Source organism: Clostridium beijerinckii (assembly GCF_036699995.1).
Classification (GTDB): Bacteria; Bacillota; Clostridia; order Clostridiales; family Clostridiaceae; genus Clostridium; species Clostridium helianthi.
Genome location: NZ_CP144906.1, coordinates 2506286 through 2520083 on the forward strand (window position 1 = coordinate 2506286; position 13798 = coordinate 2520083).

The following is a 13798-nucleotide window of genomic DNA, read 5'->3' on the forward strand; positions in this document are numbered from 1 at the left end:
TCCTCCTTATAGCATATTAAAAGTAAGTAAATTATCCAATATTTATTAATTTAATTTATTGAATTGCAGTAAATTAATTAAAATTATTCTGATAAAGTATAATATCTGCCTATATAATTTACAGATTAAAAACAGTAAACTAAATAAATGATAGTGTACTTTGACATTAATTGTAATTAACTAATCTTAGATTTTAATAGATTATATTGATTATGTATATATTTTATCTGCTATTGTTAATAAATAAAATATATAATAATATTCATTTACCATTTAATTTGTTCAGTATAGTAAATAAATTAAATTATCATTTTTAATTTATTATAACATCTGTTTCTGGATATGCAACAATTATTTTCCATTATATAGAAAAAATTACGTGAGAGGTATTGACAATAATAGCCATAATATATAAAATATTACTTAACAAGTAACGAAAGGGGAGCATTTATGATATTAATTAATGAGTTAAAAGGAAAGATGAGAGCAAAGGGATATACTCAGGAAAAGCTGGCAAGGGAATTAGGAATGTCTCCAAAAACTTTAGGTAATAAACTTAATAAAGGCATATTTGGTTCTAATGAAATCGATAAGATGATAAAACTATTAGATATAAAGAATCCAATAGAGATATTTTTTTATGAATAAATTACTTAAAAAGTAAATTGTAATAACTTTATATATATTGTTTAGAAATCTAAAATTAATTATTCCAATTTAAAAGTATTATGTTACGCTAATAGTTATTGTTACGGGAGGACAAGCTATGGAGGAATTATTAAAAGAAATTTTAGTTGAATTAAGAAAAAATAGTGAAAAAGAGAATGCTGGAGATAAACTTACTTATACCCTTAAAGAGTGTTCTTATATATCAGGTATTGGTCTCAATACGTTACAAGAAGAGATTTCAAAGCAGAATTCAGATTTTCCATTCTTTAAAATAGGAAAGAAGGTGATGGTAGATAAAAAACTATTTCATCAATGGCTTGAAAATATTTCTATGGTTCACCAAGAATTAAGAAAATAGTAATCTTAAATTAAAAACATAAATGTAAAATTATTTTCATACACCTTGATTTAGAATGTATGGGGATTCAACTTTTAATAAAAATGTATAAAAAGAAAGTGAGGACTTACAAATGAATTTTAGGATTTTTAAATGTTATATAGATGTTTGTAAGTTAATTGAGTTAAACCCATCATGGAATGGTCTTGAAAGGTTTAGGCAATTTTATTTATGGGAGCGTGAAAATAATGGCAGATATCAAATGGATTAAATTAGCTACTAATATGCATGATGATGAAAAGATGAAGTTAATAGATGCAATGCCTAACAGGGATACAATTCATTATGTTTGGATAAGAATACTTTTACTTGGTGGAAAACTTAATGCTAATGGAAAGGTTTTCTTATCAGAAGGGAAACCTCTCACTGCCAAAATGTTGGCTGTATTATTTTCTAGGCCTTTAGAGGATATTAAGATTGCATTAAAAGTATTATCTAACTTTGGCATGATTGAAATAGCTTCTGATAAAGTAATTAGAATTGTGAACTGGGATAAGCATCAGAACATAGAGGGAATGGAAAGGGTTCGTGAACAAAACAGAAAAAGAGTTGAAAATCATAGAGAAAAGAAGAAAGAAGAGAAGAATGCAGCTAAAAATAATAAGGAAGAAACTCAGGAAGATAAAGTCTTAGAAGAATTTATAGATTTAGAAGAAAATCAAGATATGGATGAAAGTGTAGAATTAGAAAAAACTAATGAATTAGAACGAAAGAAAGATTACTCTAAGAATTCTACTATAGAAGAAAACAAAGCTCTAGGTAAAAATGATATATTAGAAAATTTGGAAACTAATGAAGAGGCTTGTGGAAATACGTATATTAATGATAAAACTAATATTACTACTAGCGAAGCAGGTAATAATAGTACTGTAGAAATTATTGATAATAATGAAGATATCAGTAATAACATTTTAGAAACTGATGATAATAATTGTATTGTTACTAAAAATAATAGTAACGTTACTCAAAATAAATGTAACGTTACAGTAACGCAGCAGAATAAGAAAGAGATGGAGAATAAGAAGAAGAATAAGAAAGAGAAAAAAGAGATAGATAAAGATAAAAACATAGAGGGTAAAAAGAATACTGGTTTTGATATAAAGAATAAAGGCTCAGCTTGTGATGAGGACGTTAGTCAGCCGAATCTATTTAAGAAACACAATAATACTAAAAGTGAATCAGGGGAAGAGGAGGACATAAATCTTAAAGTTTTAGAGCTTATGCATTATCATGAAAAAATAACAGGGAAGCCAGGAGGATGCGACTATGTTGCTCTTAGATCAGCTATTGATATCCATGGAGAAAAAATGGTTAAGATGGCCATGGATGTTGGGTTTGAAAAGAATTGTCCTGACATAAAGTATGCAATTGGGGTATTAAAAAACTGGAGGAGAGATGGGTATCCAGAAGATCATATGGAGGTAAAGAAAAATGGGGTTAGAAGCAATGGAAAGAGTAACACAGCAGATAAAAATGAATTTGCAGGATTCAAGCCAAAGGAACCACGAAAGCTTACAGAAGCTGAAAGAAAGAGGATTGAAGCAAACCTCATATAGGTGTGACAAATGCTGCGACACCGGATGGATACTTATTAAGCAGGAGCATATGCAACCTCTTGCTGTAGCTTGTGAATGCAGGAAAATAGAAAAGCTAAAAAGTGAATGGAAGTATTCAGGAATCAATGTTGAGCAAAGTAAACTTACTTTCTCTAGTTTTGAAATTTGGAATGAAGCGTCAAGCAAAATTAAGGATACTGCTGCAGCTTATTGTACTGAGTTTGATGAAATTAGAAACAATAGGCGCAATAGCATTTTATTATGCGGACAGGTTGGCAGCGGTAAAACGCACTGCAGCATTGCTGTTGCATTAAACTTTTTAAAACAAAGAATTAAAGTAGTGTACATGCCTTATCGTGATGTGATCACAAAGATAAAACAAAACATGATTGATGAAGAATATTATACTAGGACAATTTCAAAGTATCAATTATGCGAGGTCCTTTTGATTGATGACCTCTTTAAAGGAAAGGTCAATGAAACCGACGTGAATATTATGTTTGAAATCATTAATTATAGGTACCTTAATTTTCTGCCTATAATAGTCAGCAGCGAATTTTCTATTGATAGATTATTAGCATTTGATGAAGGGGTAGCTTCAAGAATATATGAAATGTCAAAAGATTATGTAGTAGAAATTGAGAAGGATATTAGGAATAATTATAGGCTTAAGTAAATTTACAATGCACACAGCACAATTCACAATAAACAATTACAGAGTGAAAATTCGCATTAAAATGAATTTTTTTGAGAATTAATCAAAATTAAGTTATGAAGGGAAGTTATTTAAATGAAAGCATCAGGGATAGTAAGAAATCTTGATAATTTAGGGAGAGTTGTAATACCAAAGGAAATAAGAAAGGTATTAGGAATTAATGAAGGGGATTCAATCGAAATAACTAAGGTTAATAATGATATAGTTTTGAGGAAATACAGTAAAGGATGCATCTTTTGTGGAAGTGATAAAGATATAAGTGAATTTAATAATGTGCTTGTTTGTAGTGGCTGCAGAAAGATTTTAGGACAGAATTAGAATGAACAGGCCGAAAGATTTACCTAACCGCCTGGAATGCGCATACTGCAAGAGGAATTATAAACATGGTGGAGAATGTCAGGGAAAAAGCACAAATAGAAATGAAGATGGCTGTCTTTATTTTAGCATGGATGAAAAAGGATGTATAAGAAATATAGATCAAAGTATACCTTTTAATCTATATAGTGATATTCCACCAGTTGGTATGTGGAGAGATGGATGGACAATATATAATCAAGATACAAAAATCAGAATAAATAAGATATATGCTTTAAGCTGGAATGAAAGAAAAGGTTTGTTGTATGTTAAATGTAACTTTGATTATTTTATTAATGAGTTTAGTGAGAATTATAAAAAAGAAACTAATAAACCAAATCTAAAGGTTATTAAATGAGTCACATGAAGAAATGAATATTTTGAATTATTGATTAAGGATTAAAAGGATAAAATTTTAAAAAAGGGGATAATCAAAATGGGAGGTTTACTAATTTTCAAGAATGAAAGATTTGGAGAAATAAGATGGGTAAAAATTAATAATAAAGATTATGCTGTTGGGATTGATATAGCAAAAGCTTTAGGATATAAAAAGCCTAATGATGCAATTTCAAGACACTGTAGAGGGTCCGTGAAACACGGAGTAGGGGTAGTAACGGGGAAAAGAAAAGATGGAACTGATGCTATCCAAAATGTAGAAATGAGTGTAATTCCTGAAGGAGATATATATCGCTTAGTCGCTAAATCTGAATTACCAGGTGCAGAGAAATTTGAAGCCTGGATTTTTGATGAGGTGTTACCTTGCATAAGGAAAACAGGGATGTATGCTACAGATGAATTATTAGATAATCCAGATTTACTTATTGCTGCAGCTACTAAGTTAAAAGAAGAGAGAAAAGCAAGGTTGGAAGCCGAAAATAAAGTAAAATTACTAGAACCTAAAGGGGAATTTTATGATGATGTTGCAGGCTCTAAAGATTCTATTGAAATGGGCCATGTTGCAAAGGTTCTTGGCATTAAAAGAATGGGAAGAAATAGACTATTTTCATTATTAAGAGAAAAGAAAGTCTTGGATAAAAATAATATTCCTTATCAGCAGTTTGTAGACATGAGGTATTTTCGAGTATTAGAGCAAAAATATACAGTACCAAATGGAGAGACTAAAATCAATATAAAAACAATGGTATTTCAAAAAGGAATAGAATTTATAAGGAAAAAGATTAATGAGCCATGAGTCAAGTTACTTAATGAAGAAAGTACAAAAAATAGAAGCTTATCATATAAAGACAAGCTTCTATAATGTTACTCAAAACTAAGCTACATCAAATTTAGTAACTTGTCGTTGAGTAACTTGAGCACCAGATTTCTTAACTAAATCACCAGAATTAGTTTTGAAAACATTCTTAGCAATTACAGTATCCATAAGTGCGTTAACCTCATCTTTTGTAAGAGTAGGTTTAACACCAGAAACACTTAAAGTACTTTTTTCACCAGCTACAGTTAAAAAAGTCATAGATAAAGAATATTCCATTTAATTTCCCCCCAATCTTAAGTAGAGAACTCGAATCTATGATTCGGTGTGAATCACTTACTCAGCGAACGAATGTGAGTCGAGTTTCCTACAATATTTTTTTTAGAATAAGATCCTAAGCATTTGCTAAGCTAGAAGATTCATTAATAAAATAATCTCTAGTATTAGCTTCCATAACACCTTTAATTGCATCTGCGACAGCATAGACATTCTCAGGTGTAGCATCTGTTTTTATACCTGAGAAAGTTTTCTTGGTATAAATTGGGTCCCCAGCTTTATCTAAAGCTTTTTGAACCTCGATACTAAGAGAAACTGAGTCGATAGTTTTAGTTACAGCCATAGTTTTAACCTCCTTCATTTTGTTTTCATAAATGATATATGGATAAATGCTTAACATTACATAAATAGATAAAATTTATTTGTTTTTTATGAACAAAAGAACTAAAACAGATTAAAGATATTGAAAGGATGAATATGAAAAGTGAATGTTTCATCGAAGGACAAATTAGTATATTTGATTTACCTGCTATAGAAGTTATAAAACCCAAGAAAATTATTATTAAAGAAGAAACTAAAGAAGTGGATAAGTTTTATGCAATCACTAGATTATATTCACAAAGTTGTAGCAGAATAGTTAAGACACTGAGTGGCGCAGTGTTAGTTGAATTAGACGATAAAACTTTGTATTTTAATGCAAGTGGCATAAATGAGTTTAGTCTACCTAAAGATGTGGGAATCATGCCTGGAGAAGAAATACTTATTGCGAATAGTGATAAGAAAATAAATGAAACACAAAAACAAAAGTTAGAGGCTCTTAAGCCTAAACAATATATCAAAAGAAAAGGTGATGCTAATTTAATAATACCTGGAGAAAAAACTATAGTGATAAATCCAAAAGGATGGATATTAGAATATAATCAAAAGCCAAGTTATCATTCAAATGAACTAATTAATACGGAATTTAATCTTGAAATTAATGAGGTGGATGATAAAAAGAATAAAATAGATCTTGAAACGAATGATATAGAATTTAAGATTGACGATGAGGTTAATATTGAATATCAAGGCATAAAGACCGTTGGGAAGGTTGTTAGGGTATATAATAATGGAGAAACCGTGAATGTGAAATGGGATGGAAAACAAACAGCTTTTTATTATAAGAATGTAAGTAAGATAAATAATCCTAAATAAATGATTTCAGTTGATTAAGCTTGTATAAATTAGGCAATTATTAAGATAGAAAGAATTTAGGAGGATCTTTATGGTTGATATAATAAATTATTTATATAATATGGTTCTATTTCTATTATGGGGATGTTTATTTATTTCAGTAGCAGTAGTTGGTTACATAATAGGGATAATAAAATATGCTAAAAAATTTATAGTTCTTAATCAATAATTAGAGAAAATAAAAATTAATAATATGGTCAATAAAGAAAATATTTAGGTGATTTATAGTGTAGCAACATAAACAAATGTTGCTATATTTATTTTTCTCTAGATGTAGATAATTATTCCTAGATGAAAAGTATGGATTATATAGTATAATAAGTTATTCTCATAATGTTTAATTGTAGAAGAATGTATAGGTCAGATGACAAATTTAAAACAGAAGTTAAAATAATAACTTCCTAGAATCTTAATTAGTAGTTACGCTAAAGATGATAGGAGAAGCTAATGGCTCAGTTATAGAAGCAAGGGGGAGAAATCCGGAAGTGACATTAAACGAGATTATAGAATCCAAACTTAAAATCAAGAGATATAAATATGAATCAAGATCTATGGAAGCAATACTCGAAATGAGTATGCTGACTAATGCGAAAAAAGTGGGAGCAATCATATCTTCCATCTAAGAAACAATTAAAATTGCATGTAGATGAAGAACAATTTTTACGCTAATGACAAAAAAATAAGATATATATAATCGTTAAGGTTTGGCCAGAAATATTAGCTAAATCAAATTTTGAAATAGAACGATTGAAATTTATGTGTTATTGCGAAACTAAGCTTTAACTTTGATGAAAAAGATATTTGATTCAGAATACTAGAAATCAAGTATCTTTTTTATTTTTTCACGTATAGAAATAAAAAGAAATTTATTAATTTTAGAATAGTAACGTGTGTTACAGAAATGATGAAAAGAATATAGTAAACTTTAAATTGCCGAAGTTAAGAAATAATAAAAAGGAATTATTTAATTTTATACAAAAATAAAAGGTAAAATAGGAGGACATAATATGTCAATGTTTTGTTATCAATGTCAAGAAACAGCTGGATGTAAGGGCTGTACTAAAGTAGGGGTATGCGGTAAGGATGAGTATGTAGCAAAGGCTCAAGACTTATTAATATATGTAACTAAAGGACTAGCTATAGTAAGTAATGAAGGAAGAAAAGTTGGAGTTAAGGATAGTAAAGTTGATAAATATATAACAGAAAACTTATTTACAACAATTACAAACGCTAATTTTGATAGAGATTCTATTTTAGATAGAGTTAAAGAAACTTTAAAATTAAGAGAAGAATTAAAAGCTAAAGTAATTAGCTCTGGTGGTAAAGTTGGAGAAGTAAAAGTAACTGGTGGTTTCTTCAAGAAAATATTCGGAATGCAAACTACAGAAATGATTATGCCAGAAGCAGCTACTTGGACAGCTGACAATACAATAGAATTTGATGAAAAAGCAGAAAAGGTTGGAGTTCTTGCAACTGAAAATGAAGATATAAGAAGTTTAAGAGAACTTATCACTTATGGATTAAAAGGATTATCTGCTTACATGAAGCATGCTATGAACTTAAAATATAATAATGAAGAAGTTCATGCATTTATGGCAAAAGCATTAGCTGCTACAATAGATGATACATTAACAGTTGATGATTATGTTGGACTTGCATTAGAAGCAGGTAAATTTGGTGTAGATGGTATGGCATTACTTGATAAAGCTAATACTGAAAGCTACGGACATCCAGAAATAACAACAGTAGATATTGGAGTTAGAACTAATCCAGGAATATTAATTTCAGGACATGACTTAAGAGACTTAGAAATGTTACTTGAGCAAACAGAAGGTACTGGAGTAGATGTTTATACTCACGGAGAAATGCTTGCTGGGCAATACTATCCAAAATTTAAAAAATATAGTCATTTTGCAGGAAACTATGGTAATGCATGGTGGAAACAAAAAGAAGAATTTGAAAAATTCAATGGACCAATCCTTATGACTACAAACTGTATAGTTATACCAAAGGATTCTTATAAGAAAAGATTATTTACAACAGGTGCTACAGGAATGCCAGGATGTCCTCATATTGAACCTAAAGCTGATGGAACAAAGGACTTCTCAAAAGTTATAGCAATGGCTAAAAAATGTAAAGCACCTACTGAAATAGAAAAAGGACAAATAGTTGGAGGTTTTGCTCATAACCAAGTTTTAGCTTTAGCAGATAAGGTTGTAGATGCAGTTAAATCTGGTGCTATAAAGAGATTCTTTGTAATGGCAGGATGCGATGGTAGAGCTAAATCAAGAGATTACTATGCAGAATTCGCACAAAAGTTACCAATGGATACAGTTATATTAACAGCAGGTTGCGCTAAATATAAATATAACAAATTAAACTTAGGTGATATTGGAGGAATTCCAAGAGTATTAGATGCAGGACAATGTAATGATTCATATTCATTAGTTGTTATAGCACTTAAACTTCAAGAAGTATTTGGATTAAAGAGTGTAAATGAATTACCTATATCATACAACATAGCTTGGTATGAACAAAAAGCTGTAATAGTATTATTATCATTATTACACTTAGGAGTTAAAAACATTCACTTAGGACCAACACTTCCAGCATTCCTTTCACCAAATGTTGCTAAAGTATTAGTAGATAACTTTGGTATTGGTGGAATCACTAATGTAGAAGACGATATGAAGATGTTTATGGAAGCTTAAAATAAGTAGTTCTCATTAAAAATGATCAGCGAATGAGCACAATAAAAATGCACCCTATTTATAATCTACAATATAGAATCCTAGCTGCGAAATTGTAGCTAGGATTTATTTTTAGGCTTTAGTATCAACGCTTAGTAAATTAAAACAAGGAGGATGATGGAATGAATAATAATTGCGGTAACTGTTGTAATAATTGTAGAGGAAATCTTTGTGCAAGCAAGGTTCCAATGTTTGAAAACTTAAATGATGAAGAATTATTAGATATTGTAAATATGATAAATCATAAAGAATATATTAAAGGCGATATAATTTTTAGTGAAGGTAATATAGCAAATACACTTTATTTCGTGAATGAAGGAAAAATAAAATTATATAGGTATACTAAAGATGGTAAAGAACAGATATTACATATACTTTCAGAAGGAGACTTTTTTGGAGAATTAGATCTAATAAAGCCTTCTACGTATAGATTTAACGCTAAAGCAATAGTAGATGCTAAGGTATGCACACTTACTAAGGATGAGCTGAAGGATGCAATGATGAGAAAGCCTGAGATTGGAATAAAATTATTAGAAACTGTGAGAGAAAGATTGTCAAAGGTTGAAGATCTTGTACAGAATCTAGCAACCAAGGATGTGGATTCTAGAATGGCTTATTTAATAACAGATTTAATGACCAGTTATGGAGAAAACATTGAAGATAGTATATCTATTAAATTACCAATCTCAAGAGGAGATATGGCGAATTATATTGGAGTAACTCCGGAAACTATAAGTAGAAAACTTAAAAAATTTGAAGATGAAAAAATAATAAAGATAGTAGGAACTAAGAACATTATAATTTTAGATGAAAAGAAATTAAAGGATTATATATAAAAATAAATTTTTATTGATATTTGATTTCAATCATATTTTATTAAAAGAAATGAGGTTATAATGAAGTCAGAAATTAAGTAAAATAAATTTTATAAATAAATAACAGAATTTAGGAGGAATTAAATATGTCAAATTTTGCTGCAACTGTGGATGCTAGAAAATATGAACCAAGAGATAAGCATCCTGTTATTTTTAAAACTTTTGAAAGTTTAGGATCTGGTGAAAAAATGGAGCTTATAAATGATCATGATCCACGTCCACTACATTATCAATTTATAATGGAACTTCCAGAACAATTTGAATGGGAATACCTCGAAGAAGGTCCTGAGGTATGGCGAGTTGCAATTACAAAGAAATAAATATTTTAAAGAAGATGTTTCAGATATTAATCTAAGGCATCTTTTTGCGTAACAGTAAGGCGTATTTTACTAAAAAAGTACCTTATAAGATTAGCTAAATCCCATAAGGAAAAAATAACTATATCCTTTGTTATTTTTTTGTTTTACTTAAAAAGTTATATTTTATCAGATTATCATACAAAGTTTGCATACGGTGAATTAAAGTAAACTAAAGTGCAAATGATATATACGCACACAAAGTCATAAAAAGATAGGAGGTTTATTATGGATAGTTATGTTTGTACAGTATGTGGTTATATTTATGATCCAGCGGTAGGGGATTCTGATAATGGTGTTAATCCTGGAACAAAATTTGAAGATATTCCTGATGATTGGGTATGCCCTTTATGTGGAGTACCAAAATCGGATTTTGAAAAAGTAGAATAATATGATTATAGGGCATAAATTAGTTTTGAACTAAAATAGTAGAGAAGCAATGAGCTTGCAAGGGATCGCTATAAAACTAACAGAGTTTGTTTTATAGCGGCTCTTTATTTCAACAATAAAATAATGTGAATTTCGAAGAGCTCACATTGAATGTATAATTAAATTATGCGACTAACTAAATCATCATTAAAAATTATAATGAGTTTAATAATGATTTTCAACGTTTGACCAATAAGGAATAATAATTTAATTTATACAAATAATAATATAGATTAATTTTAAGGAGTGATTTCTATGGATGAAAATCCTATGTTTTGCTATCAGTGTGAGCAAACAGCAGGGGGAAAAGGATGCACCAAAATGGGTGTGTGCGGAAAAACACCTGAAATAGCTAATCTTCAAGATTTACTTTTATACCAATGCAAAGGTATAAGTTGTTATGTCATGGATCTTATAGAAAAAGGCGAGGAAATAGATAAAAGTATAGTTAGTTTTGTAGAAAATTCGTTATTCACTACACTTACAAATGTTAATTTTGATGCAGAAGTTCATGTAGAAATGCTTAAGGAATCTCAAAAAATAAAAGAGAGTTTAAGAGATAAAGTGAGTTCTGATAAAGAATATCCAGAACAAGCAACTTATAACTTAAGTGAAACTAAGGAAGAAATGCTTAAAGATGCAAAAAGAGCTGGAATTATGTTTGACCAAGATTTAGATGCTGATGTAAGATCACTTAGACAAACAATAGTTTATGGCTTAAAGGGAATAAGTGCATATGGGCATCAAGCAAGGTGTTTAGGTTATTATGATGATCAAGTTGATAATTTCTATTTTAGAGGATTAGAATGTACAACAAATGATAATTTAAGCGTTGAAGAGTTAATTAGAATGACTATGAGAACCGGTGATATGAGTGTTGCTGTTATGAGTAAATTAGATGAAGCTAATACAGGGACTTATAAGAATCCAAGTCCTCATAAAGTTAATGTAAATATTAAAAAGGGACCATTTATCATTGTTTCAGGGCATGATTTAAGAGACTTAGATATGTTATTAGAACAAACTGAAGGCAAAGGAATTAACATATATACTCATGGTGAAATGATACCTAGTCATGGTTATCCTGAACTTAAAAAATATGAACACCTTGTAGGAAATTATGGGGGTGCTTGGCAAGATCAACAAAAAGAATTTGATGGTATACCAGGCTGTATTTTAATGACTACAAATTGCTTGATGAGACCTAGGGAAACATATAAAGATAGAATTTTTACAACAAGTGTAGTTGGATGGGATGGAGTTAAATATATTCCTGCCGACAAAGATGGTCATAAAGACTTTACACCAATAATAGAAAAAGCATTAGAACTTGGTGGGTTTACAAAAACAGAAGAACCAAAAGAAATTCTTGTTGGGTTTGGTCACCACGCTACATTAAGTCATGCAGAAACAATTGTTAATGCAGTTAAGGACGGAAGCATTAGACATTTCTTCTTAATTGGAGGGTGTGATGGCGCTAGGCCAGGAAGAAATTACTATACTGAATTTGCAAAGAAGGTTCCAGAAGATTGTGTTATCCTAACCTTAGCATGCGGGAAATATAGATTTAATAAATTAGATTTTGGAGAAGTTGCTGGACTTCCAAGATTATTAGATGTTGGCCAATGCAATGATGCTTATTCAGCAGTTAGAATTGCAACAGCACTTGCAGATGCATTTGATACCAGTGTAAATGGATTACCATTATCAATAGTTCTTTCGTGGTATGAACAAAAAGCGGTTGCTGATCTTTTAGCATTACTTTCATTAGGTATAAAAGGAATGTTCCTTGGGCCATCACTTCCAGCGTTTATAAGTCCTAATGTATTGCAATATTTAGTTGATACATTTAACTTACAAACAATAAGTGAGCCTGACGAAGATTTAAAAACTTGCTTAAAACAAAGTGTATAAATGTAAATAATAATAATTTAAATAGAAACTATCTCAATTTTAGAGATAGTTTTTTTGTTATATATAATTATAAATTTAGTAATGCAGTATAAATTGAGTCAGTGTTTATTTCATTTTAATTTTAGAATTTGAATTTTTTTAAAACTTGATTGAAATCATATTGTTTTTATTTTTGCAAAGATATAATAGGCTCATGAGCTAAATGAAACAAGCTTAAGAAAAACAAGCATTAAAATAAAGAACTGAAGAAAAATGAGGAGGATTTCAATGATAGATTCTAATAAGATAAATTCAAATAACAAATGGAAGGGATTTAAAGACTTCCTTGTATATAAAACAGTTAAAGAAGATGAGGTAGTTACATCATTCTATTTAAAATCATTAGATGGAAGTAAGCTTCCTGAATTTATAGCAGGGCAATTTATAACTGTCAGAATAAAAAATGAAGATAATACTTTTACTAAACCTAGACAATATACATTGTCCATGAATTCTAATGAAGAATTTTATAGAATAAGTGTAAAGAGAGAAGAGAATGGTTACTTAAGCAAAAAACTATGTGATGAAATAAAGGCAGGAGATAATCTTCAAATAACTGCACCTCTTGGAAATTTCATATTAAAGGATAGTGAAAAGCCACTAGTTTTAATAGGAGGGGGAATTGGAATAACACCGATGCTTACAATGGCTTATGATGCAGTAAACAGTGATAGAAAAATTCACTTCATTTATAGCATACCTAATTCAACTCATCATAGTTTTAAAGAAGAAACAGTAAAATTACATAATAATAATTTCAAAAGTAATGTATTTTATACACGTCCTAAAGAAAATGAAAAATTAGGAAAAGATTTTGATGTACAAGGCAGGATATCAGAGAAATGGATGATAGATAACTTGCCAAAGGATGGAGACTTCTATTTTTGTGGACCAGTGCCATTTATGAAAACTGTTTATCATAATTTAATATCAATGGCCATTGAAAAGGAAAATATAAACTTTGAAATGTTTGAAGCAGGAGTAGATATAACAAAAGAGTAACAAAGTATAAACAAATGAGGAGG

The 13798-nt window shown here is 29.6% G+C and carries 19 protein-coding genes; 17 read left to right on the forward strand and 2 right to left on the reverse strand.

Going from position 1 to position 13798, the window contains the following annotated elements; genetic code table 11:
* Positions 1–450 precede the first annotated feature (450 nt).
* From PZA12_RS11665 to PZA12_RS11700, 8 genes are all read left to right on the forward strand, one after another.
* Positions 451–648 carry a DUF739 family protein gene (locus tag PZA12_RS11665; RefSeq protein ID WP_012058486.1) on the forward strand — a complete coding sequence of 66 codons (198 nt, stop codon included), beginning with the start codon at positions 451–453 and terminating at the stop codon, positions 646–648.
* A gap of 118 nt (positions 649–766) precedes the next feature.
* Complete coding sequence (locus PZA12_RS11670; protein ID WP_012058487.1) at positions 767–1027, forward strand: excisionase; 261 nt, start codon at positions 767–769, stop codon at positions 1025–1027.
* A 112-nt stretch (positions 1028–1139) separates the two neighbouring features.
* Positions 1140–1277 (forward strand): hypothetical protein, encoded by a 138-nt coding sequence (locus PZA12_RS11675; RefSeq protein WP_171781095.1) that lies wholly within the window; start codon positions 1140–1142, stop codon positions 1275–1277.
* On the forward strand, positions 1255–2622 hold the full coding sequence (locus tag PZA12_RS11680) for a phage replisome organizer N-terminal domain-containing protein (protein ID WP_206491050.1): 1368 nt from the start codon (positions 1255–1257) through the stop codon (positions 2620–2622). Before PZA12_RS11675 ends, PZA12_RS11680 begins: the two co-directional genes overlap by 23 nt.
* Positions 2623–2671: 49 nt before the next feature.
* On the forward strand, positions 2672–3298 hold the full coding sequence (locus tag PZA12_RS11685; RefSeq protein WP_012058489.1) for an ATP-binding protein: 627 nt from the start codon (positions 2672–2674) through the stop codon (positions 3296–3298).
* 114 nt (positions 3299–3412) lie between these two features.
* Entirely contained in the window at positions 3413–3655 is a 243-nt protein-coding gene (locus PZA12_RS11690; RefSeq protein ID WP_009168788.1) for an AbrB/MazE/SpoVT family DNA-binding domain-containing protein, read from the forward strand.
* A gap of 1 nt (position 3656) precedes the next feature.
* The gene (locus PZA12_RS11695; RefSeq protein ID WP_012058490.1) at positions 3657–4049 is read left to right on the forward strand and encodes a hypothetical protein; all 393 of its coding nucleotides are present in this window, start codon (positions 3657–3659) and stop codon (positions 4047–4049) included.
* Between the two features lie 78 nt (positions 4050–4127).
* Positions 4128–4883: a phage antirepressor Ant gene (locus PZA12_RS11700; protein WP_012058491.1), complete on the forward strand. Its 756-nt coding sequence runs from the start codon at positions 4128–4130 to the stop codon at positions 4881–4883.
* 78 nt (positions 4884–4961) lie between these two features.
* Here PZA12_RS11700 and PZA12_RS11705 read toward each other — a convergent pair whose 3' ends face one another.
* Positions 4962–5180, reverse strand: coding sequence for a DUF2922 domain-containing protein (locus PZA12_RS11705; RefSeq protein WP_009168791.1), 219 nt, complete (start codon positions 5178–5180; stop codon positions 4962–4964).
* A gap of 115 nt (positions 5181–5295) precedes the next feature.
* On the reverse strand, positions 5296–5520 hold the full coding sequence (locus PZA12_RS11710) for a DUF1659 domain-containing protein (protein ID WP_012058448.1): 225 nt from the start codon (positions 5518–5520) through the stop codon (positions 5296–5298).
* Between the two features lie 134 nt (positions 5521–5654).
* On the opposite strand from PZA12_RS11710, the gene PZA12_RS11715 reads away from it, so the two are divergent.
* From PZA12_RS11715 to PZA12_RS11755, 9 genes are all read left to right on the forward strand, one after another.
* Entirely contained in the window at positions 5655–6371 is a 717-nt protein-coding gene (locus PZA12_RS11715) for a hypothetical protein (RefSeq protein ID WP_012058492.1), read from the forward strand.
* 70 nt (positions 6372–6441) lie between these two features.
* On the forward strand, positions 6442–6579 hold the full coding sequence (locus tag PZA12_RS11720; protein ID WP_023975100.1) for a hypothetical protein: 138 nt from the start codon (positions 6442–6444) through the stop codon (positions 6577–6579).
* Positions 6580–6841: 262 nt separating this feature from the next.
* Complete coding sequence (locus PZA12_RS24950) at positions 6842–7033, forward strand: hypothetical protein (RefSeq protein WP_023975099.1); 192 nt, start codon at positions 6842–6844, stop codon at positions 7031–7033.
* Positions 7034–7417: 384 nt separating this feature from the next.
* A complete protein-coding gene (hcp, locus tag PZA12_RS11730; protein WP_012058493.1) occupies positions 7418–9121 on the forward strand; it encodes a hydroxylamine reductase in 1704 nt (567 codons plus the stop codon).
* A gap of 161 nt (positions 9122–9282) precedes the next feature.
* Positions 9283–9996: a Crp/Fnr family transcriptional regulator gene (locus PZA12_RS11735; RefSeq protein ID WP_012058494.1), complete on the forward strand. Its 714-nt coding sequence runs from the start codon at positions 9283–9285 to the stop codon at positions 9994–9996.
* A 125-nt stretch (positions 9997–10121) separates the two neighbouring features.
* The gene (locus tag PZA12_RS11740; protein WP_012058495.1) at positions 10122–10355 is read left to right on the forward strand and encodes a DUF2249 domain-containing protein; all 234 of its coding nucleotides are present in this window, start codon (positions 10122–10124) and stop codon (positions 10353–10355) included.
* 264 nt (positions 10356–10619) lie between these two features.
* Complete coding sequence (gene rd, locus PZA12_RS11745) at positions 10620–10781, forward strand: rubredoxin (RefSeq protein WP_012058496.1); 162 nt, start codon at positions 10620–10622, stop codon at positions 10779–10781.
* A 294-nt stretch (positions 10782–11075) separates the two neighbouring features.
* Entirely contained in the window at positions 11076–12734 is a 1659-nt protein-coding gene (gene hcp / locus PZA12_RS11750) for a hydroxylamine reductase (RefSeq protein WP_012058497.1), read from the forward strand.
* A 267-nt stretch (positions 12735–13001) separates the two neighbouring features.
* Positions 13002–13775, forward strand: coding sequence for an FAD-binding oxidoreductase (locus PZA12_RS11755; RefSeq protein WP_012058498.1), 774 nt, complete (start codon positions 13002–13004; stop codon positions 13773–13775).
* Positions 13776–13798 lie beyond the last annotated feature (23 nt).

What these genes read in the sequence shown, in the direction of transcription:
- PZA12_RS11665 (WP_012058486.1), top strand. Translation starts at nt 451, where the DNA reads ATGATATTAATTAATGAGTTAAAAGGAAAGATGAGAGCAAAGGGATAT.
- PZA12_RS11670 (WP_012058487.1), top strand. Translation starts at nt 767, where the DNA reads ATGGAGGAATTATTAAAAGAAATTTTAGTTGAATTAAGAAAAAATAGT.
- PZA12_RS11675 (WP_171781095.1), top strand. Translation starts at nt 1,140, where the DNA reads ATGAATTTTAGGATTTTTAAATGTTATATAGATGTTTGTAAGTTAATT.
- PZA12_RS11680 (WP_206491050.1), top strand. Translation starts at nt 1,255, where the DNA reads ATGGCAGATATCAAATGGATTAAATTAGCTACTAATATGCATGATGAT.
- PZA12_RS11685 (WP_012058489.1), top strand. Translation starts at nt 2,672, where the DNA reads ATGCAACCTCTTGCTGTAGCTTGTGAATGCAGGAAAATAGAAAAGCTA.
- PZA12_RS11690 (WP_009168788.1), top strand. Translation starts at nt 3,413, where the DNA reads ATGAAAGCATCAGGGATAGTAAGAAATCTTGATAATTTAGGGAGAGTT.
- PZA12_RS11695 (WP_012058490.1), top strand. Translation starts at nt 3,657, where the DNA reads ATGAACAGGCCGAAAGATTTACCTAACCGCCTGGAATGCGCATACTGC.
- PZA12_RS11700 (WP_012058491.1), top strand. Translation starts at nt 4,128, where the DNA reads ATGGGAGGTTTACTAATTTTCAAGAATGAAAGATTTGGAGAAATAAGA.
- PZA12_RS11705 (WP_009168791.1), bottom strand. Translation starts at nt 5,180, where the DNA reads ATGGAATATTCTTTATCTATGACTTTTTTAACTGTAGCTGGTGAAAAA.
- PZA12_RS11710 (WP_012058448.1), bottom strand. Translation starts at nt 5,520, where the DNA reads ATGGCTGTAACTAAAACTATCGACTCAGTTTCTCTTAGTATCGAGGTT.
- PZA12_RS11715 (WP_012058492.1), top strand. Translation starts at nt 5,655, where the DNA reads ATGAAAAGTGAATGTTTCATCGAAGGACAAATTAGTATATTTGATTTA.
- PZA12_RS11720 (WP_023975100.1), top strand. Translation starts at nt 6,442, where the DNA reads ATGGTTGATATAATAAATTATTTATATAATATGGTTCTATTTCTATTA.
- PZA12_RS24950 (WP_023975099.1), top strand. Translation starts at nt 6,842, where the DNA reads ATGATAGGAGAAGCTAATGGCTCAGTTATAGAAGCAAGGGGGAGAAAT.
- hcp (WP_012058493.1), top strand. Translation starts at nt 7,418, where the DNA reads ATGTCAATGTTTTGTTATCAATGTCAAGAAACAGCTGGATGTAAGGGC.
- PZA12_RS11735 (WP_012058494.1), top strand. Translation starts at nt 9,283, where the DNA reads ATGAATAATAATTGCGGTAACTGTTGTAATAATTGTAGAGGAAATCTT.
- PZA12_RS11740 (WP_012058495.1), top strand. Translation starts at nt 10,122, where the DNA reads ATGTCAAATTTTGCTGCAACTGTGGATGCTAGAAAATATGAACCAAGA.
- rd (WP_012058496.1), top strand. Translation starts at nt 10,620, where the DNA reads ATGGATAGTTATGTTTGTACAGTATGTGGTTATATTTATGATCCAGCG.
- hcp (WP_012058497.1), top strand. Translation starts at nt 11,076, where the DNA reads ATGGATGAAAATCCTATGTTTTGCTATCAGTGTGAGCAAACAGCAGGG.
- PZA12_RS11755 (WP_012058498.1), top strand. Translation starts at nt 13,002, where the DNA reads ATGATAGATTCTAATAAGATAAATTCAAATAACAAATGGAAGGGATTT.